Origin of the sequence: Methylocaldum marinum, from assembly GCF_003584645.1 — a bacterium.
Classification (GTDB): Bacteria; Pseudomonadota; Gammaproteobacteria; order Methylococcales; family Methylococcaceae; genus Methylocaldum; species Methylocaldum marinum.
The window spans coordinates 4,799,098-4,818,411 of record NZ_AP017928.1; the positions used below are offsets into that span (position 1 = coordinate 4,799,098).

17 protein-coding genes are annotated in these 19,314 nt (G+C 60.1%); 13 read left to right on the forward strand and 4 right to left on the reverse strand.

Going from position 1 to position 19,314, the window contains the following annotated elements; genetic code table 11:
* Nucleotides 1–35 precede the first annotated feature (35 nt).
* The gene (locus sS8_RS21475; RefSeq protein WP_170161203.1) at nucleotides 36–2,555 is read left to right on the forward strand and encodes a hybrid sensor histidine kinase/response regulator; all 2,520 of its coding nucleotides are present in this window, start codon (nucleotides 36–38) and stop codon (nucleotides 2,553–2,555) included.
* Nucleotides 2,556–2,925: 370 nt separating this feature from the next.
* Complete coding sequence (locus sS8_RS21480) at nucleotides 2,926–3,627, forward strand: VPLPA-CTERM sorting domain-containing protein (protein WP_119631554.1); 702 nt, start codon at nucleotides 2,926–2,928, stop codon at nucleotides 3,625–3,627.
* A gap of 783 nt (nucleotides 3,628–4,410) precedes the next feature.
* Here sS8_RS21480 and sS8_RS21490 read toward each other — a convergent pair.
* Complete coding sequence (locus tag sS8_RS21490; RefSeq protein WP_119631556.1) at nucleotides 4,411–6,027, reverse strand: NAD+ synthase; 1,617 nt, start codon at nucleotides 6,025–6,027, stop codon at nucleotides 4,411–4,413.
* A gap of 133 nt (nucleotides 6,028–6,160) precedes the next feature.
* On the opposite strand from sS8_RS21490, the gene sS8_RS21495 reads away from it, so the two are divergent.
* The 3 genes from sS8_RS21495 to sS8_RS21505 all read left to right on the forward strand — a co-directional run bounded on the left by sS8_RS21495 (nucleotide 6,161) and on the right by sS8_RS21505 (nucleotide 8,193).
* On the forward strand, nucleotides 6,161–6,655 hold the full coding sequence (locus tag sS8_RS21495) for a BCAM0308 family protein (RefSeq protein WP_119632939.1): 495 nt from the start codon (nucleotides 6,161–6,163) through the stop codon (nucleotides 6,653–6,655).
* Between the two features lie 155 nt (nucleotides 6,656–6,810).
* Nucleotides 6,811–7,377 carry an HPF/RaiA family ribosome-associated protein gene (locus sS8_RS21500; RefSeq protein ID WP_119631557.1) on the forward strand — a complete coding sequence of 189 codons (567 nt, stop codon included), beginning with the start codon at nucleotides 6,811–6,813 and terminating at the stop codon, nucleotides 7,375–7,377.
* A gap of 57 nt (nucleotides 7,378–7,434) precedes the next feature.
* The gene (locus sS8_RS21505) at nucleotides 7,435–8,193 is read left to right on the forward strand and encodes a BON domain-containing protein (RefSeq protein ID WP_170161204.1); all 759 of its coding nucleotides are present in this window, start codon (nucleotides 7,435–7,437) and stop codon (nucleotides 8,191–8,193) included.
* Here the strand turns inward: sS8_RS21505 and thiD are convergent.
* Nucleotides 8,178–8,966, reverse strand: a complete 789-nt coding sequence (thiD, locus tag sS8_RS21510; RefSeq protein WP_331852264.1) for a bifunctional hydroxymethylpyrimidine kinase/phosphomethylpyrimidine kinase — start codon at nucleotides 8,964–8,966, stop codon at nucleotides 8,178–8,180. The genes sS8_RS21505 and thiD overlap by 16 nt on opposite strands.
* Nucleotides 8,967–9,131: 165 nt before the next feature.
* Between thiD and alaC the strand changes: the two genes are divergently transcribed.
* From alaC to parE, 8 genes are all read left to right on the forward strand, one after another.
* Nucleotides 9,132–10,316: an alanine transaminase gene (gene alaC, locus sS8_RS21515; protein WP_119631559.1), complete on the forward strand. Its 1,185-nt coding sequence runs from the start codon at nucleotides 9,132–9,134 to the stop codon at nucleotides 10,314–10,316.
* Nucleotides 10,317–10,442: 126 nt separating this feature from the next.
* Nucleotides 10,443–11,753, forward strand: a complete 1,311-nt coding sequence (locus tag sS8_RS21520) for a homoserine dehydrogenase (protein ID WP_119631560.1) — start codon at nucleotides 10,443–10,445, stop codon at nucleotides 11,751–11,753.
* Nucleotides 11,754–11,763: 10 nt separating this feature from the next.
* The gene (locus tag sS8_RS21525) at nucleotides 11,764–12,048 is read left to right on the forward strand and encodes a Uma2 family endonuclease (RefSeq protein WP_269461475.1); all 285 of its coding nucleotides are present in this window, start codon (nucleotides 11,764–11,766) and stop codon (nucleotides 12,046–12,048) included.
* Between the two features lie 28 nt (nucleotides 12,049–12,076).
* On the forward strand, nucleotides 12,077–13,168 hold the full coding sequence (gene thrC, locus sS8_RS21530) for a threonine synthase (protein WP_119631561.1): 1,092 nt from the start codon (nucleotides 12,077–12,079) through the stop codon (nucleotides 13,166–13,168).
* A gap of 69 nt (nucleotides 13,169–13,237) precedes the next feature.
* Nucleotides 13,238–13,774: a DUF6398 domain-containing protein gene (locus sS8_RS21535; RefSeq protein ID WP_119631562.1), complete on the forward strand. Its 537-nt coding sequence runs from the start codon at nucleotides 13,238–13,240 to the stop codon at nucleotides 13,772–13,774.
* Between the two features lie 42 nt (nucleotides 13,775–13,816).
* Nucleotides 13,817–14,938, forward strand: a complete 1,122-nt coding sequence (locus tag sS8_RS21540; RefSeq protein WP_119631563.1) for an AAA family ATPase — start codon at nucleotides 13,817–13,819, stop codon at nucleotides 14,936–14,938.
* A gap of 44 nt (nucleotides 14,939–14,982) precedes the next feature.
* On the forward strand, nucleotides 14,983–15,582 hold the full coding sequence (locus sS8_RS21545; RefSeq protein WP_331852295.1) for a DUF3226 domain-containing protein: 600 nt from the start codon (nucleotides 14,983–14,985) through the stop codon (nucleotides 15,580–15,582).
* A 103-nt stretch (nucleotides 15,583–15,685) separates the two neighbouring features.
* Complete coding sequence (parE, locus tag sS8_RS21550; protein WP_119631565.1) at nucleotides 15,686–17,572, forward strand: DNA topoisomerase IV subunit B; 1,887 nt, start codon at nucleotides 15,686–15,688, stop codon at nucleotides 17,570–17,572.
* A gap of 67 nt (nucleotides 17,573–17,639) precedes the next feature.
* Here parE and sS8_RS21555 read toward each other — a convergent pair whose 3' ends face one another.
* Nucleotides 17,640–18,179, reverse strand: coding sequence for a ferritin-like domain-containing protein (locus sS8_RS21555; protein WP_119631566.1), 540 nt, complete (start codon nucleotides 18,177–18,179; stop codon nucleotides 17,640–17,642).
* 231 nt (nucleotides 18,180–18,410) lie between these two features.
* The gene (gene fae, locus sS8_RS21560; RefSeq protein ID WP_119632941.1) at nucleotides 18,411–18,929 is read right to left on the reverse strand and encodes a formaldehyde-activating enzyme; all 519 of its coding nucleotides are present in this window, start codon (nucleotides 18,927–18,929) and stop codon (nucleotides 18,411–18,413) included.
* Nucleotides 18,930–19,314: the final 385 nt, after the last annotated feature.

Sequence of the window (19,314 nt, forward strand, 5' to 3'; positions counted from 1 at the left end):
GCTCGCCGGGTCATAAACAATACAGGATGATCAACATGGAGAAGGATGACCAAATGGCCGCAGAATGGTTGACTGCGGGCAAGATTTTTATCGACCGTTTCCGGGGCTTTCATAAGACCGGTTCCGTTTCTTTTGCCAGCGATTTGCTGGAGACTACCTGGCCTTTATCCCTCAATGGCGCTGCCGCCGCGATTCCCAAGCCGAGTTTTCGCCGTCCTGGCGTGGGTGGCGTTTTATCGTCGGTCAGGGTTCGGAACGGCGGAAGGCTCCGGCGGCGGGCCAGGCTGCTGATTGCCGAGAGTAGCGCCGAGATGCGCAATTATTTCAGGCGGTTCCTGGGTGATCGCTACGAGCTGCAGACCGTGTCCAGCGGCGCGGCGGCGCTCGATGCCCTTCTGAACGATCCTCCCGATCTCCTGCTGGCCGACCTCAAGACCCTGCAGCGCGACGGACCGGTGCTTTTACGCGCATTGAAGAGCAACGCCAAGACCCACTACATTCCGTTGATCCTGACCGCCATGCGCTCGGAGGAACAAACCTGCAGCGAAGAGGTGAACGCGGGTGTCGACGGCTATCTGATCAAGCCTATCTCCGCACGCCAGTTGCTTGCGTGCATTGCGAGTCATATCGAACTCGCGCACGTGCGCCGGGAGGCGGCTCAGGCGCTCTCGGAAAGCGAGGCGAAATACAAGGCGCTGCTCGACTCGCTGGATGACGGCGTATTCGTGGCTCACGACGGCCGCTTCGTGTTCGCGAATCCTGCCTTGTCGGCCTTGCTCGGCTATTCGGGGGAGGAATGTATAGGATTGCCTCTTGAATCGGTAGTGGCGTCCAAAAATTTCGAATCCTGGAGCCAACGCTTCATGCACGGTGCAGCGAAGGAAGCCGAGTGCTCCTGGCGGCACCAGGCGGCGTTTTTGCACCGGGACGGCCACGCCATTTGCGTCGAACTGTGCGCACGCCGCATCCATTTCAACCGTCGTCCGGCGATACTCGGCATCGTGCGCGACATCACCGACCGCAAGCAGGCCGAGGATGCGCTGCGCGAAAGCGAAGAGCGGTTCCGCCGGGTGGTGGAGCAGGCGCCGATCCCGATTTTCGTTCATGCCATGGACGGTCAGATTCTCGAGATCAGTTGCGCGGTCACGGAGTTGACCGGCTGGACCCACGAGGACCTTCCCGATGCACGGGCCTGGTTTCTGAAAGGGCGACGGATTCCCGAAGAGGAGGTGGACGGCATGCTGGCGGAAACCCAGCGGCGGTTTACCGAAGGCTCGATCGCGGAGCCGGAAGAAATCACGGTATGGACCAAGGGCGGCGACCCGCGGTGGTGGTTGTTCTACGGGTCGGCTCCCATGCGCCTGCCCGACCGTAGACCGTTTCTCGCTTCCATGGCGATCGACGTCACCGATCACCGGAAGGCGGAACAGGCCCTGCGCGAAGCCGACCGGCTCAAGGACGAATTCGTCGCCATGTTGGCCCATGAGCTCAGGAATCCCTTGGCACCGATCCGGAACGCCGTGCAGGTGTTGCGCCAATTGGGACTGACCGACCCGGAACTGAAATGGACGCGCGACGTGATCGGCCGCCAGGTCGCCCAGATGAGCCGTTTGCTTGACGATTTGCTCGACATTTCCCGCATCACCCGCGGAACCATCGTTCTGAAGCGGACGGTGGTGGAAATCTCGACGGTCATCGATCGGGCGGTCGAAACCAGCCTGCCGCTGATCAAATCCCGGCGGCATAAGCTGAGCGTCCAAGGCCCCCGGGAATCGGTGCAGGTCGAAGGCGATCTGACGAGGCTTGTTCAGGTCATCGCCAATCTTTTGAATAACGCCGCCAAATATACCGACGCCGGCGGCTGCATCGAACTGATCGTGGAAACGACGCCGGACGAGGTGTTGGTGCGGGTGCGCGACAACGGCATGGGAATTTCCGCCGAGCTTTTGCCGAACATCTTCGATTTGTTCACCCAGGGCAGCCGCTCGCTGGATCGTTCTCAGGGCGGACTCGGGCTGGGGCTGGCGCTGGTTCGACGCCTGATAGAGATGCACGGCGGACGCGTGGAGGCGCAAAGCGCGGGGTCCGGCAGCGGTGCCGAGTTCATAGTGCGCTTGCCCCGGATTGCCGCCGCGTCGTCCCGGGAAAATTCGGGCTCGGCGGGCGGCCGGTCCGGATCGAATTCCGCCGGAGTTCGGGTGCTGGTGGTGGACGACAACGTGGATTCCGCGGAAAGCATGGCATTGCTGCTCAGCCTGGACGGACACGACGTGCGCACCGCTTTCGACGGTCCGGGGGCACTGGCGATCGCCGGGGAGTTTCAGCCGGAGGCGGTGCTGCTGGATATCGGATTGCCGGGCATGGACGGTTACGAAGTCGCGAAACAAATGCGCGGGCAGCCGGGCATGGAGAAAGCGTTGATGATTGCCGTTACCGGCTACGGCCAGGCGGACGATCGCGCCCGCTCGAAAGCGGCAGGGTTCGATCATCACCTGGTGAAGCCGGTGGACCCGGAAATTCTGAGCGCCCTGCTGGCGACGCTGAAGAACGGTTGACCGGCGACCGAAGAGCTCCGATTTTTCGGCAAGGTGACGGTCTAGTGACGAAATACTTACGAAATTCCGCGCATTTTCGAGGAGGGCATACAAGCGCTTAATAGGATTTCGTGGATTCGCTGATTTGGATGTATACCGGTCCGTCATGAACCTTATCGGGACTGTTCCAATAACGGGTTGTTCCGGAAATGCAAGCCAACAAGCGGACGTTGGCCATCAGGATTTTCTTGGGCGGTCGTTTCGATCGGGAGGCACGGCTTCGACGGGATTTGCCCCGAAAAATCGCGTTCTCCGCGCTAACGGTGGGAGAGCCGATTTTTTTGCGCTCGGGAAATCGGATGGCCTTCAGGGAAAAGCGTTGGAGGCATTTATGTACACGCTAAAGACAGTCCTCCCGCCGGCTGCCGCGCTGGCGCTGGGATTGGCATGGGTACCGGTCCATGCCCACAGCGTCTGGTCCGGAGACTTGGCCGATCTGACTCTGGTGGCGGGAGATCCGGGGGCACTCGGAGACCCCGTAATCGTTTCCGACGATACCGGCGTCAGTCTTAATTTCAGCCCGGCCCCGCTGAGCTTCGATGCCATGTCCGGCGGAACCGGACAAGTCGACACCGAAATCGTCGGACTCAAATTCAAGGCCACGGCGGCGCCGAATCAGGTGATTACCGGCGTAAGCTGGCGTGAACACGGCGTCTATCAGGTCACCGGCGAAGAATCATGGGTCTCGGCTTTCGCCTCGCTGCGGCTTGCGGATCCCGAGACTCGGGAGACCGTGGGCAATACCGATACCGGGACGTTTTCGGCGCAGGGTGTTCGCGGCGCTACCACCGGTGGTCCGTGGGATCTGACCGTAAGCCGGGATATCGCCGCCCGCAGTATCGAAATCGAGCTCACGATCAAGGATATTCTCGCGGCATATGCGCCGGAAAATGGCTTTGCCAGGCTCGATAAGGACTTCGGCGGCTTGAGAGTGGACGTTGCGCCGATTCCGGTGCCCGCTTCGGTTTGGCTGCTGGGTTCGGCCTTGGCCGGTCTGGTCATGATCGGTCGGCGCCGCTCGGGAAGCGCCTAGGTGCCGGCTCAGGCGCCCGGATTAGGGTGCCGCGCTGGCGCCGGCGCCGCTCATGGCGGCGGTTTTCCGCGGCAGCGCGAGGGGTGAGGCGGTTCGCCGGCTCGCCGGAATTCGGCCGGGGGCCGGTCACATGTACGGGAAGCGGAGTCCTTGCAGCTTTTCGGCCTCGCGCATGTGCGAAATCGCGTACGAATTCATCCGTATTCTCGGTGAAAGCCGATCACGGTTTAATAGCAACCACTCGAGAGCAGCAGTCATCGGTAAGGCAAAAAATCCGGGCCGAGACGGCATCGAGTCGGAGACAGGAGTTTCCGAATGGAAGTTAAGGATACGGCGAATGGACTTGAGGATGTCGCCGGGGACAGGAGGGTCCCAGCGGAACCGGATGTTCCGCGGAGTTTATGAGCGATTCGGAACCTTCTGAACGGAGTCGGAATGTTCCGAATACCGATGGATGTAGGCCATGGAATGGCGATTTTCGCGGTGATCGGACGAACGGATTCGAATGTTGACGTGGATACAGATCGAAAGGAATGTTATGGTTTTTCGTTCGCACGTCGAGAAACGGCGGCGAACCGGATGACGACAGTGATGCGGTGCCTGATGAGGGCTCCGGTATCGCCGCACCGATTCCGAACGGGCTGATTAGCCCCAGGAAGACTTCCCCAGAAGGCAGAACACCCCCCATCCCCCCCCAAGCACTTTGTTCTGCCTTCTTTTTTTGCCTTCGCAAAACCCAGCCGGCGGTCACGGCTGTGCCCCGAACTCGATTGCAAGATCTCCCTATTGTCCATATCCGCAAGTGATCGGATAGCGCCGATCGCGGCCGAAAGCGCGGCGCGTGATTTTCACGCCCGGCGGCGCCTGGCGGCGCTTGTATTCGTTGCGATCGACCATTTGCGCCACCCGCCTGGCTTCGCGCTCGGGAAAGCCGGCGGCGATGATGTCGTCCACCGATTTATCGAACTCCACGTACATTTCGAGGATAGGGTCCAGAATCGAATAGGGCGGCAGCGAATCTTCGTCTTTCTGGTCGGGCTTGAGTTCGGCCGAGGGCGGTCGCGCGATGACCCGCTCCGGGATGACCGGCGAGAGGCTGTTCCGAAATTCCGCCAGCCGGTAGACCAGCAGCTTCGGCACGTCCTTGAGGGGGGCGAAGCCACCCGCCATGTCCCCGTACAGGGTAGCGTAGCCCACGCTCATTTCGCTCTTGTTGCCGGTGGTGAGAAGGATTTTGCGCTTCTTGTTGGAAAACGCCATGAGAATCACGCCTCGGCATCGCGCCTGTATGTTTTCCTCGGTGGTGTCGGGCGGCAAACCGGCAAAGCTTTCCTCGAGCATGCCGAGAAATGCATCGAAGGCAGGTTCTATGGGAATGACATGGTAGCGGCAACCCAGCGCCTCGGCCTCGAGACGGGCATCCTCGATACTCATCGCCGCCGTGTAGCGCGACGGCATCAACACGCTTTCCACGCGGTCGGCTCCCAAGGCGTCCGCAGCAAGAGCCAGGGTCAAAGCCGAGTCGATGCCGCCGGACAAGCCGAGCACCGCGCCTTCGAAACGATTCTTGCGGACATAATCGCGGATAGCGGTAACCAGAGCCTTGTAGACGCTTTCGACTTGCGGCAGCGGTTCGGCCACGTCGCCCTGAATCGGCTCCACCCGTTCTCCGCAGGCAAAATCGACGGATACCAGGGCTTCTTCGAATTCCGGGGCGCGAAAGCTCACGCGGCCTTCCCGGTCGAGCACGAACGAGGCGCCGTCGAAGACCAGTTCATCCTGTCCGCCGATCAAATTGACGTAAACCAGAGGCACGCCGGCCACGGCGATGCGCTCGCGGGCGACCTCCTCCCGTTCCCGGATCTTGTCGGTGTGATAGGGTGAGGCATTGATGTTCAGGATCAGTCTGGCCCCGGCCTCCGCAGCTTGTTCCACGGCGCCCGGCAGCCAAAGATCCTCGCAAATGGTAATGCCCACCGGAATGCCGTGCAGATCGAACACGCAGGGTTCCGATCCGGGCAGAAAATAGCGCTTTTCGTCGAACACGCCGTAATTGGGTAGCGCGTGCTTGCGGTAGATCGCGTGAATCTTGCCGTCGCGCAGCACGGCGGCGCTGTTGTAAGGCATTCCCGGCCGGTTCTCGGGAAAGCCCAGGATTACGTCGATGCCGCGCGTTTGCTCCGCGATGTCGTCGAGCATGCGCGCGGCCTGGGTCATGAAATCGCGGCGCAGGATCAGGTCTTCGGGCGGATAGCCCGCGAGCGCCAGTTCCGGGAACACCACGGCGTGAGCTCGAAGCCGGTCGCGCGCCTCGCGGGCGCTGTCCAAAATACGGACGGCATTCCCCTCAAGGTCGCCGACCAGGAAATCGAGTTGAGCGATTGCGATACGAAGGTTCACGGTTATGGCGATTCGGCTGTCTAAGTAATGCGGCTATTGTCGCCCGAAATCGCGGCGGGAACGAGTGAAAACGAAGCGCCGCCGCGAGAAACGCGAGGTTTATGAAAATGATCCAATAGAAGGAGACGTCGCCATGACCCAACCCCCCAATCTACACCACGAAGCTCGCCAGGATCGTCTGCTCCGCGAACATGAACACGATCCGTACAAAATACGGGAGAAATTGGCGGAACCCACGGTCTGTCCGGAATGCCGGGCGGTTTACCGCGGTGGCCGGTGGCAGTGGTCCGAGGTGCCCGACGGCGCGAACGAGGTGTTGTGCCCCGCCTGTCATCGGGTCCGGGACAAGTGTCCGGCCGGGTTTCTGACTTTGACGGGGGAATTTTTCGCCGGGCACAAGGACGAAATTCTGCATCTGGTCCGGAACGTCGAAGCGCGACAGAAAGCAGGACACCCCTTGAAACGGATTATGGACGTCGAACAACAGAACGGCGGCGCGCTGGTGACATTCACCAGTCCCCAACTGGCCAGGGCGGCCGGTCAAGCCGTCCAGCACGCCTACAAGGGCGATCTCGATTTCGCCTATCAGGAGGAGGAACATCTCTTGCGGGTGAACTGGTCGCGCTGACGTTGTGCCGAGTTCGGGGCGGCGACGAGGCCGCCGTCGAGTGGTCCGATGATCGCCGCGATGGCGTAGGGTTGCCGGGTAAGGTCCGTTACATCATGTTTTTCCAATGCATCTGCGGGTAATTACGGTTTGGGACCGGATTGAGGAGTCGGAACATGCAACTGCCGCTACAGATCAACTTTCGGAATATGGAGCCGTCCGAGGCCATGGAACAAGCGGTTCGCAACCGCGCCGAAAAACTCGATCAATTTTTCGAACACATCATGTCCTGCCGGGTGATGGTCGAAGCGCTTCATCGCCACCACCGGCAGGGCAATACCTACCATGTCAGAATCGATATCACGGTGCCGGGCGATGAACTGGTGGTCAGCCGCGATCCCGGCAAAGACCATGCACACGAGGATGCCTACGTGGCGATACGAGATGCCTTCGACGCCGCTCGCCGGCAGCTCGAGGATTACTCTCGGCGGGTTCGGCAGGATGTCAAGGCGCACGAGGCCGCTCCCCACGGCATCGTTGCACAGATCAACCCCGAGGGCGATTACGGAATGATCGAGACGCCCGACGGGCGCCTGGTCTATTTCCACCGGAACAGCGTGGTTCAGGGCGATTTCGATAAACTGGGCTTAGGCCATAGCGTTCGTTTCGTCGAAGAAATGGGGGAGGAGGGTCCGCAGGCGAGTACGGTGATCGTGGAAGGAAAACACCATGTCCTGGGGTAGCCCGGTTCGTAGGCCTGACTGAACAGTGCCCGAGCGATGGGTGCTGAGGAGAGCGGTATGCCGACCAATCCGCACAATGATCGAATCAAGGCCATTTTGGCCGATCTGGAACACGACACCCGGGTCAATCTGCACGATTATCCCATCCGAATCGGCGTCGAGGACGGTGCCGTCGTCCTGGAGGGCAAGGTCGCCGACATCGCGGCAAAACGGATTGCGCACGCGGTTGCGTATCGCCATGCGGACAATTCGCCGGTCGTGGATCGGCTGCGCATCGCCGTTCCCTCGTCCGGGATGGACGGCGGGCTGCGCGACGAGGTGGTCAATCTGCTGCAGCAGGAGCCGGTTTTCAGGGATTGTGGTCTTTATGTGCGCGAGAACGATCGGCTCGAGACGGTTCGCGTAGGCCGCAGCGAGTGGCCCGAGCGCAGCGAGGGCGATTGGGGCGAGCAGCGCATCGAGCTCGAGGTGAAAGACGGAACCGTCACGTTGTCGGGCAACGTGCTCAGCCTGTCCCACCGCCGTTTCGCCGAGGTGCTTGCGTGGTGGGCCGCCGGCTGCGAGTCGGTCGCCAACCGCCTGCACGTCGTGCCGCCAGAGCAGGAAACCGACGGCGAGCTGGCCGATGCCGTGCTCATGGTGCTGGAAAAAGACCCGCTGGTTCACCAACCGCAGCTCTATATCTCGGCCGAGCACGGAACGGTGACTCTGGAAGGCTATCTTCCCAGTGAAGAAGAAAGGCACATGGCCGTGCTCGATGCCTGGTACGTGTCCGGCGTGCGCGACGTGGTGGACCGGATTCAGGTCCCCGGGTAAAACCGGTTCGGGAGCCATTGACCGCTGCCCGGCCGAAATCCGCCGTTCAGGGCCTGCCAGGTGAAATCCTGAGCTTCCGAGGCGGCGCTCTCGACGTCCTTTCCGAGCGCCAGCAGCGCGGCAACGGCGGACGCCAGGGTGCAGCCGGAGCCATGATAGCTTTCCGGAAGGCGTGGCCAACGGTAGCTTATCGTGCCCGAGGCGCGGTACAGGCGGTTGATGACTTCGGCGCCGTTTTCATGGGTTCCGGTGAGGAGGACGTTGGGGCAACCGAGGGCGAGGAGATCGCGGGCACAATCGGCCGGATCTTCCTTCCCGGCCAATTTTCTGGCCTCGGGGGAATTTGGCGTCAGCACCGTCGTGCGCGGAATCAGCGTTTGTTTCAAGGCTTCGATAAGGTCCCGGTTCGCCAGGCTGGTTCCACCCCCTGCCGCCAGTATCGGATCCAGGACGACCGGCAGGCCCTCGACGGTCTCGATCAGTTCACGCACCGCATGCGCGATAGCGGCACTCCCGAGCAGGCCGATCTTGACCGCGGCCACGGGAACATCCCGCAGCAGCGAACGCGCCTGCTCCAGGAAATCCCCGGCCGGTTGCGGCAGGACCTTGCGGACGTTATGGGTATCCTGAACGGTCAGGGCCGTGACCACCGAGCAGGGATGACAGCCGAATCGGGAAACGGTTTCGATATCGGCCTGAATGCCGGCGCCGCCGGTGGGGTCGTGGCCGGACAGGCACAAGACAACGGGTGGGTGGGGTATCATCTGCGGCATGAAGAAGAATCCTGATCTCGGGATAGTTTCCCACGGGCCGCGGGGCTCGGCTAGATTTCATGTCTAAAGCGCCGTTGACAGTCTAAAATCGCATCGGTACTTTAAGTCGTTTAGCCACTCGCCCGCGCATTCCGCTTTTAAATACCCCCTACGCAAGAGTCCTGGATGGAAGAATTTCAACGTATCAAGCGCCTTCCCCCCTATGTCTTCAATATCGTTAACGAACTGAAGGCCAGGGAGCGCGCCCAGGGTGTCGATATCATCGATTTCGGCATGGGTAATCCCGACCGGCCCACACCCCAGCATATCGTCGACAAACTGGTCGAAGTGTCGCAAAAGGGTAATGCCCACCGGTATTCCGTTTCCAAAGGCATTCCGCGTCTTCGCGGAGCCATTTGCGGATGGTACCGGCGCCGTTTCGGCGTCGATCTCGATCCCGATTCGCAAGCGATCGTCACCATCGGTTCGAAAGAAGGCCTGGCCCATCTGATGTTCGCCACCCTCGGGCCGGGCGATGCGGTGCTGGTGCCGAATCCGGCTTATCCCATCCATCCGTACGGATGCGTCTTGGCGGGGGCCGACGTGCGCCACGTGCCGCTGGTGCCGGGCGTGGATTTCTTCGCGGAACTGGAGAAAGCCATCAAGACGTCCTGGCCGAATCCCAAGATGCTGATCCTCAACTTCCCCGGCAATCCGACCACCCAATGCGTGGAACTCGAGTTCTTCGAAAAGGTCGTCGAACTGGCTCGGGAATACAAAATCTGGGTGGTGAATGACATCGCCTACGCCGACCTGGTGTTCGACGGCTACGCGGCGCCTTCGATCCTGCAGGTGCCGGGCGCGACCGATATCGCCGTCGAATTCTTCACGCTTTCCAAGAGCTACAACATGCCCGGCTGGCGGGTGGGCTTCATGTGCGGCAACCGCGAGCTGGTGGCCGCGCTGGGACGCATCAAGTCCTATCTCGACTACGGCACTTTCACGCCGATTCAGGTGGCGGCAATCGCCGCCCTGGAAGGTCCCCAGGACTGCGTGGCCGAAATCCGCGAAACCTACCGCGTGCGCCGCGACGTCTTGTGCGCGGGGCTGGACAACATCGGCTGGACGGTTCAAAAGCCCAAGGGCACCATGTTCGTCTGGGCGCCCATTCCGGAACAGTACCGGCATATGGGATCCCTGGAATTCGCCAAGAAACTCCTGCTCGAAGCCCAGGTGGCGGTTTCCCCGGGCGTCGGCTTCGGCGAGTACGGAGACGATCACGTCCGTTTCAGCCTGATCGAAAACGAGCACCGCACCCGCCAGGCGATCCGCGGCCTACGGCATATGATGCGCAAGGATAACTCGGTATAATCCAGGCATTTTTATTGCTGTGAGGCCATGGCGCTGGTGCCATGGCCGTTCCCCGCGCGGCTGCCCTCTCTGAACGGGAATAAGGCCGGGTGCGGGCTACGCTATTTTTTGTAACAGGAGAGCGTCTTGAAACCCGTAAATATCGGTTTGCTCGGTTTGGGCACGGTTGGCGGCGGCACGGTCAAGGTCCTCAAGCGAAACGCCGACGAAATCACGCGTCGGGCCGGCCGCGAAATCCACATCGGCGTGGTGGCGGCGCGAGACCTCAACCGGTCCCGGATTTGCGACACTGCCGGCATCCGATTGACGACGGACCCGTATGAAGTCGTCACCGATCCCGGGGTGGACATCGTCGTGGAGCTGATCGGCGGTCTCGAACCCGCGAAAGATCTGGTCATGCGGGCCCTGGACGCGGGCAAGCACGTGGTCACCGCCAACAAGATGCTCATCGCGCTGCACGGCAACGAGATTTTCGCCAAGGCCAGCGAAAAAGGGCGGATGGTGGCTTTCGAAGCGGCCGTGGCCGGCGGAATTCCGATCATCAAGGCGTTGCGCGAAGGGCTTTCCGGCAACAAGGTGGAATGGCTGGCCGGCATCATCAACGGCACCTGCAACTTCATCCTGACCGAAATGCGCGAAAAGGGACGGGATTTCCGGGATGTGCTCAAGGAGGCGCAAGCGCTGGGTTATGCCGAGTCCGATCCCACCTTCGACGTGGAAGGCATCGACGCCGCCCACAAGCTGACGATTCTGGCATCCATCGCCTTCGGCATTCCCTTGCAGTTCGACAGAGTTTGGACCGAGGGCATCAGCAGCGTCACTTCCCTGGATGTGGCCTATGCGGAAACCCTGGGCTATCGCATCAAGCTGCTCGGCATCGCGCGCCGGGCGGAAAAAGGCATCGAACTGAGGGTGCATCCCACGCTGATTCCGGAGCGGCGCCTGATCGCCAACGTCAACGGCGTCATGAACGCCGTCTTGGTCAAGGGCGACGCGGTGGGTCCCACCCTGTTCTATGGCGCGGGTGCCGGGGCCGAGCCCACGGCCTCGTCGGTCGTGGCCGATATCATCGACGTGGTGCGCACGCTGACCTCCGACCCCGAGAACCGGGTACCGCACCTGGCTTTCCAGCCCGAAGCGATTTCCGACATTCCCATTCTGCCCATCGAGGACATCGAAACGGCGTATTATCTCCGCCTCAGCGCCGAGGATCGGCCCGGGGTTTTGGCCGACGTGACGCGTATCCTGGCCGATCACAATATCAGCATAGAAGCGATCATCCAGAAGGAGCCCCCGAACGGCGAAAGCCATCTACCGGTCATCATGCTGACCCAGAAGGTCCAGGAGCGGAAGCTGAACGATGCCATCCGGGAGATCGAGGCGCTGCCCGTCATCGGCGGGCCGGTGAAGCGGATTCGGCTGGAGACCTTGGGTTGAGCGAAAGGCTGTGCACCTGTCTGTCCGGATATCACCGTTTTTTGTCAGGAACCCGCCGAGGAAGACGAAGCCGTCCGTCTTAATTCCCGAAGCCGTGATCGAAGTCATCAGCAAAGGCTACGAGTACAAGGATTTGGAAATCGGCCCGAACTTCTATCTGGCCCAGGGCGTCAAGGACGTGCTTGTTTGTAATCCCTATACCTTGGTCGTGCTGCATGTACGCAGGGACGGGGCCGCGCATCACGTTTCGCCGGTCGAGGTCCAACTGGAATGCGGCTGTTCCGTGGTTGTGTAACGTTTTTCAATCAACTCGCTCAAATATCATGTCTGAAACCAATCGCTATACCGGCCTCATCGAAAAATACCGCGACCGCCTGCCGGTAACACCGGATACCCGGCCCATCAGCCTCTGCGAAGGAAACACGCCGCTGATCCAGCTGATCAATATCCCGAAGCTGATCGGCAAGGACGTGGATATTTACGTGAAGTTCGAAGGCTTGAACCCGACCGGCTCGTTCAAGGACCGTGGCATGACCATGGCCGTGACCCGGGCCGTGCACGAGGGCAGCCGGGCCATCATCTGCGCCTCCACCGGTAATACTTCGGCCGCCGCCGCCGCCTATGCCGCGCGAGCCGGCATCACCGCTTTCGTGCTGATCCCGGAAGGCAAGATCGCCATGGGCAAGCTGGCCCAGGCCATGATCTACGGTGCCAGGGTGATCCAGATCAACGGCAATTTCGATGCCGGAATGCAGTTGGTCAAGGCGATCGCGGATCATGCGCCGGTGACCATCGTCAACTCGATCAATCCGTACCGCATTGAAGGACAGAAGACGGCCGCTTTCGAAATCGTCGACGCTCTCGGACGCGCTCCCGATTATCACTGCCTGCCGGTCGGAAACGCGGGGAATATCACGGCTTATTGGAAGGGCTATAGCGAATACGCTCTCGGAACCGAAATCCATGCGCCGGTCACCGACAAACGGCCGATCATGTGCGGCTACCAGGCCGCGGGCGCCGCGCCTTTCGTCAGCGGCGAGTTCGTGGATCATCCCGAAACCGTCGCCACCGCCATCCGCATCGGGCATCCGCAGTCCTGGGACGGCGCCTGGCGCGCGCAAAAGGAATCGGGCGGCTGGTTCGCGCCGTTCACCGACGAGGACATCCTGGCGGCGCAGAGGCTTCTGGCGGAACGGGAAGGCGTCTTCTGCGAACCGGCCTCGGCCACGTCCCTGGCCGGCGCCCTGCACGACATCGAGTCCGGCCGCATTCCGGAAGGCAGCACCATCGTCTGCACCCTCACCGGCAACGGCCTCAAGGACCCCGACACGGCTATCGGCCAGTGCACGGTCAAGCCGGTCACGGTGGATGCGACCCTGGATTCGGTGAAGCGGGCGATTTTGGAGGCGATGTAATCCTGGAAGGAATTCGAAGCGGTATTTGTGCCTGACCGGTCGGGGATATGTGGTTTGTGAGGTGATCCAATGGCCAAAACGGCAAGATCGGAACAAGTGCCCAAAGCAATGGCCGAGACGTTCGCGGCTATTGTTGCGTTGACTGACGATTTCTCCCGGCGCCATTTGAATGACGAATATGCGCGACTCATACGTCGGGCAACCGCGGCTCTATGCAGGAAGCGGCCATCGCCCCTGGGCACGGGGAAACCGGATTCCTGGGCATGCGGTATTACCCACGCCATCGGCGCGACCAATTTTCTGTTCGACCCTAGCCAGACACCGACCCTGCCGGCCTTGGAACTGTATCGGGCTTTCGGGGTCAGCCAGAGCAACGCGCTCGCCAAATCCAGGCAGGTGCGGGATATCTTGGGCATGTCCCCCTTGAACCTGGAATGGCAGTTGGCCAGCAGAGTGGACAAAAAACCGGTAGCCTGGATGATTAGGGTGAACGGCCTGATAATCGACGCCCGCCAAGCGCCGAGAGAAATTCAGGAAATCGCTTTCGAAAAAGGGTTAATACCGTATATACCGGCGGATAAAAAGGAGTTCGACGATAAGCAGTAGCCTTTGCCCGACCGGTCTTCCGCAAACCATCGGGTGCCACACATGATTGATTCGTTTCTCGCCGAGAATTTTCGGCTTTTCGATCGTTTGAGAATTGACCGGCTTGCCCGTGTAAACCTTTTCGTCGGTAAGAACAATTCCGGCAAAAGCGCCTTGCTCGAGGCAATCGAGGTGTATGCGAGCAATGCCTCTCCCCGAACTTTGCTCAACCTTGTCAAAGCGCGGGAAGAAACCTGGAGCGGCAAAGCCCAAGTGGAATTCAGGCAGCTTTACGGCAATCCGATCCGGCACCTTTTTTTGGGGCACGAGCTGCCGCGAATCGGCGAGCGGGGAGTTGTTCTCGGTCCTATAGACGTGCCAGCAGACCAGGTCAATATCATTACCGCCGCTTTTAGAGTGGCTTCCGACGAGCAAGGTAATTTAACTCGAACCCCAGTTAATCAAACCGACTTATGGGAAACGGATGACACTATTGAGTTGGCGTTGATGGCGCGCGATGGAGAAAGGTTTCGGCGAATAATGCGCTTGGATGATGATCTCGAACGCGTTATGCGACGCAGTTATTCATCCTCATTATTCGAAATTGAAGCGAAATGTCCCATTCAGGTGGTGCCGACACGAAACATGGAAGGCCGAAAAATTGCGAAGCTCTGGGACATGATCGGGCTTACCGATCTTGCAGAAGAAGTAATTTCGGGCATCCGGCTGATTGATCCGCATATTACCGGCATCCAGTTCGTTGAAAGCACCGTTTCTCTTCGTGATGAACGAGTGCCGCTAGTGCGCACGAGCCTGTCTGACGAGCCTTTACCCTTACGCAGTATGGGGGACGGTATTACTCGGCTCTTTCACATCGTCTTGGCTCTTACGGCAGCTAAGGGCGGCATTCTCTTGGTTGACGAGTTTGAGAACGGTCTTCATTGGTCCGTGCAAAGCGCGGTATGGAAAATTATCTTCCGGCTTGCCGAGCGGCTCGACGTTCAGGTTTTTGCGACCACCCATAGCCGCGATTGTATAAACGGTTTTGAGGCGGCTTGGAAAGAAAATGAAAACCTCGGCGCTTTTTTCAGGCTTGACACCAACAAGCAGGGACAGGTACAGGCGAGAGCCTATTCGCTCGATACCCTCACGGATGCTCTCGATACGGCGGTCGAGGTTCGCTAGTGACGACATCTTGGTGTAGGCACGAAGGAGATGCCGTACTGTTGGTGGAGGGACAAAACGATTGCCATGTCATCCTGGCGCTTTGTGCGAAATTCAATGTTCCACAGACTTTTGGTATTTATGAGTGCGGCAGTGACGATCAGGCCATTCGGCGCATGAACGCGCTCATTTCACAACCCAATCCGCCTAGAGTGGTCGGTCTTGTGATCGATGCGGATAAGCCGGATTTAAGTGGCCGGTGGGCGATCATCCGAGGGAAACTGGCTCACTATGCGTATGATTTTCCTGATAGCCCGACACCTGACGGCACTATACTGGACTCTGCCAACGAGGAAACGCGCGTCGGTTTTTGGCTGATGCCGAATAATCAAGATTCGGGAATGCTTGAGGATTTTTGCTCGGAAATGATCAGCAAAAGTTCGGTTATCACAGTTCGGGAGTGTATCGAACTGGCAAAGCAAAAAGGATGTGCCACTTTTAAGGAAGTTCATTACTCCAAGGCGATAGTTCATACATTTCTCGCGTTGCAAGACGAACCCGGCCGTCCCTTGGGTCAAGCCATTACCGCGCATACTCTTCAATCTCATACTGCAACGGCTCAGAGATTCGTAAACTGGCTGTATCGGCTGTTTGGTATGTCCTAGCTGGTTTACATGATGGAAATTCATCCCCCGATTTAATGCCTGGCAAACGACGATGGGCAAAACTGCCTATGCTCACCTGTATGGTCATCCATAATTCGACCCCATGAACGAAACTTACGACGCCTCATCCATCGAAGTCCTCTCGGGACTCGACCCGGTCCGGAAGCGGCCGGGCATGTACACCGATACCGCCCGTCCGAATCACCTGGTCCAGGAAGTGGTCGACAACAGCGTCGACGAAGCCCTGGCGGGTTATGCGAAGTCCATCGAAGTGCGGCTGCTGGCCGACGGCGGGGTGGAAGTCCGGGACGACGGGCGCGGGATGCCGGTGGACGTGCATCCGGAACTGGGCGTTTCGGGCGTGGAAGTGATCCTGACCAAGCTGCATGCGGGCGGGAAGTTCTCCAACAAGAATTACCGCTTTTCGGGCGGCTTGCATGGGGTCGGGGTTTCGGTCGTGAATGCGCTGTCCGACCGCCTCGAAGTCGAGGTGCGACGGGGCGGAAAGATTTATGCGATGAGCTTCGGCCGCGGCGAAAAAACCTCCGAGCTGCGTGAAGTCGGTACTACGGCCAAGCGCGATTCCGGCAGCACGGTCCGTTTTTGGCCCGAAGCCCGCTATTTCGATACGCCGCGTGTCGCCGTTCCGCGCCTGAAAGCCTTGCTGCGCGCCAAGGCGGTATTGTGCCCCGGGCTCAAGATCACCCTGAAGGACGAGCAGGCCAACGAGGAGGAGACCTGGTATTTCGAAAACGGGCTTCCTCAATACCTGCTGGACCGCATCGGCTCCAATGAATGCGTGCCTGAAGAGCCGTTCGTCGGCAATCTCGAAGGACACCAGGAGGCCGTGGATTGGGCGGTGCTGTGGACCCCCGATGCCGGCGAACCGGTCACCGAGAGTTATGTCAACCTGGTGCCGACGCCTCAGGGCGGAACCCACGTCAATGGCCTTCGCACCGGACTGACCGAGGCGGTGCGGGAATTCTGCGAATTCCGGAATCTTCTGCCGCGCGGCATCAAGATCGCGCCGGAAGACGTCTGGGAGCGCTGCCATTACGTGCTTTCGGTCAAGATGCAGGAGCCCCAGTTTTCCGGCCAGACCAAGGAACGGCTCAGCTCCCGCGAATGCGCGGCGTTCGTGTCCGGCGTGGTGAAGGACGCGTTCAGCCTGTGGCTCAACCAGCATCCCGCCATCGGCGAACGCATCGCCGAGCTGGTGATCGAGAGCGCCCACAGGCGGCTCAAGGCCAGCCGTCAGGTAACCCGCAAGAAAATCACGGCGGGGCCGGCCCTGCCCGGAAAGCTGGCCGATTGCAGTTCCCAGGACATGCAGTTGACCGAGTTGTTCCTGGTGGAAGGCGATTCCGCGGGCGGTTCCGCGAAGCAGGCGCGGGACAAGGAATACCAGGCGGTGATGCCTTTGCGCGGCAAGATTCTCAATACCTGGGAAGTCGATTCCGGCGGCGTGCTCGCGTCCCAGGAAGTGCACGACATCAGCGTGGCGATCGGGGTCGAGCCGGGTTCCGCCGATCTGAGCGGGCTGCGTTACGGCAAGATCTGCGTGCTGGCGGACGCCGATTCCGACGGCAATCACATTGCAACCTTGCTATGCGCGTTGTTCGTCCGTCATTTCCGACCTCTGGTGGCGGCCGGGCACGTGTTCGTCGCCATGCCGCCCCTGTACCGCATCGATGTGGGCAAGAACGTTTATTACGCCCTGGACGAAGCGGAGAAAAAGGGCGTGCTCGACCGGATCGAGGCGGAAAAGATCAGGGGCAAGATCAACGTTCAGCGCTTCAAAGGCCTGGGCGAGATGAATCCTTCGCAGCTCCGCGAAACCACGATGAATCCCGATACGCGGCGGCTGGTGCAGCTGACCCTGGAGGAGCAGCAGGCGACCGACGAGCGCCTGGACATGCTTCTGGCCAAGAAGCGCGCCGCCGATCGCAAGGTCTGGCTGGAGGAAAAAGGCAACCTCGCCGAAGTCTGACGCGGTTTCGCGGCGCGGGAAATTCGCTGCGCCGCGAAACCGCTACACCCCGCCGGGCGTCGCCGCGCTACTGCCCCAGTTCCTGCAGAAGGCTGACCAAGTCCTCGGCGTGTTCCTCCTCGTTCGCCAGGACGCCTTCCATCAGGCCGCGGGTGGTGGGATCGTTGTTTCCGAGATAATCGATGATTTCCCGGTAGCTGTCGATCGCGATGCGTTCGGCGATCAAATCCTCCTTGATCATATCGATCAGCGATTCGCCCTCCACGTATTCGGAGTGGCTTTTCGATACCAGGCCCTGCGGCGCCAGATCCGGTTCTCCGCCCAATTGCACGATACGCTGGGCGATGCTGTCCGCGTGCGCTTGCTCCTCGTTGGCATGTTCCAGGAACTCCTGGGCGACGCTTTGGGCATTGATGCCGGATGCCATGAAATAGTGGCGCTTGTAACGGAGCACGCATACCGTTTCCGTGGCCAGCGCTTCGTTGAGCAATCTGACGACGACCTCTCGGTCGGCCTTATATCCCGGGGTGACCGCGCCCTGTTCGATGTGTTGCCTGGCGCGTTCTCTCAAGGTCTTGACGTCGGTCAAAAACGGTCGATCTGCCATGCCGGCTCTCCCAACTGGTGGTGCATATCTCATTGTCAATCGTCGGCGGGTGCTGGCCCGCTATCCCTTTAAGACAGGCGGTCCGGCAAAAAAGTCGGGCCAGCGACAGAGAGGGTTCCATTAGCGATGGATGAATTGCGATCAAAGCCGGGCCGAGCGACCGCCGTTTCCGGGCAGGTCGCTTTCCCCTCATGGATTTCCGCCGGAGCTCGAACGTTCGCGAAGCACGGACTAATCGTGCGCCGCCAGCGGATGATGCGCCACTTCCTCCTGCGCCAGGACTTCGGCCGGCGTGGGCGATCCTTCGATGGCGCGCTTGATCGCCAGCTTGGTCGCCTCGTAGTTCCAATCCTGGATCTTGGCGTCGTCCTCGGCCTCCCAATGAATGAAAACGCCGACACAGATATAGGTATTTTCGGCTTCGTCCATGGGGATGAGGCCATCCCTGACGCTGTCCACCACGGCTTTGGCCACCCCGCGCTGCGCCGGCCCGAACATCTGGGTCGCCTGCTTCTCGTTCTTGATTTCGACTTTGTTGAACAACACCGTGTGCGGCTTGGCCATGAGATTGGGAGCGACCAGCGCCAGCAGGGCATTGTCGCCCCGTTTCTGATTGGTCAAGGCAATGCAGAATGCGGTTTCCGCATTGCTGCCGCGCGGCCCTATGATCAAATCGATATGGGCGACCTCTTTGCCTTCTCCTACCAAGGCTTCGCCCACCAGCACCCGATCGATTTTCGGTACTTGCATTTGCATGGCAATCCCTCCTTTGGATGCGCCTTTCGGCGAGATCAAAAATTCCTCCGAGCGCAAAGTCGCAGGAAGACTCTGCATCGGATGTGTCACCCTTAGAGCATGAGCGGGGCGGAATCGTTGCAGACTTTTGCTCGAATGGCGGGCAGCATGTAGGCCGGGAAAGCGTCCGACTGTTCGCCCGATTTAAAAAGATTATCCGGCGCCCCGGATCTCTTGGCCAAAGCGTGCTCCGATGTCAAACGCATTTCGTGGCAGGAACCGCGAAGGAAACAAATCCAAATCCTCCATTTCCGCATCCGCCCAGCATCGTAGGATGCGGTGAGGCACGAATTGCCCTTCGATCAGGCTCAGGACAGGCCCTTCGACTGCGCTCAGGACA

What these genes read in the sequence shown, in the direction of transcription:
- sS8_RS21475 (WP_170161203.1), top strand. Translation starts at nt 36, where the DNA reads ATGGAGAAGGATGACCAAATGGCCGCAGAATGGTTGACTGCGGGCAAG.
- sS8_RS21480 (WP_119631554.1), top strand. Translation starts at nt 2,926, where the DNA reads ATGTACACGCTAAAGACAGTCCTCCCGCCGGCTGCCGCGCTGGCGCTG.
- sS8_RS21495 (WP_119632939.1), top strand. Translation starts at nt 6,161, where the DNA reads ATGACCCAACCCCCCAATCTACACCACGAAGCTCGCCAGGATCGTCTG.
- sS8_RS21500 (WP_119631557.1), top strand. Translation starts at nt 6,811, where the DNA reads ATGCAACTGCCGCTACAGATCAACTTTCGGAATATGGAGCCGTCCGAG.
- sS8_RS21505 (WP_170161204.1), top strand. Translation starts at nt 7,435, where the DNA reads ATGCCGACCAATCCGCACAATGATCGAATCAAGGCCATTTTGGCCGAT.
- thiD (WP_331852264.1), bottom strand. Translation starts at nt 8,966, where the DNA reads ATGCCGCAGATGATACCCCACCCACCCGTTGTCTTGTGCCTGTCCGGC.
- alaC (WP_119631559.1), top strand. Translation starts at nt 9,132, where the DNA reads ATGGAAGAATTTCAACGTATCAAGCGCCTTCCCCCCTATGTCTTCAAT.
- thrC (WP_119631561.1), top strand. Translation starts at nt 12,077, where the DNA reads ATGTCTGAAACCAATCGCTATACCGGCCTCATCGAAAAATACCGCGAC.
- sS8_RS21535 (WP_119631562.1), top strand. Translation starts at nt 13,238, where the DNA reads ATGGCCAAAACGGCAAGATCGGAACAAGTGCCCAAAGCAATGGCCGAG.
- sS8_RS21540 (WP_119631563.1), top strand. Translation starts at nt 13,817, where the DNA reads ATGATTGATTCGTTTCTCGCCGAGAATTTTCGGCTTTTCGATCGTTTG.
- parE (WP_119631565.1), top strand. Translation starts at nt 15,686, where the DNA reads ATGAACGAAACTTACGACGCCTCATCCATCGAAGTCCTCTCGGGACTC.
- sS8_RS21555 (WP_119631566.1), bottom strand. Translation starts at nt 18,179, where the DNA reads ATGGCAGATCGACCGTTTTTGACCGACGTCAAGACCTTGAGAGAACGC.
- fae (WP_119632941.1), bottom strand. Translation starts at nt 18,929, where the DNA reads ATGCAAGTACCGAAAATCGATCGGGTGCTGGTGGGCGAAGCCTTGGTA.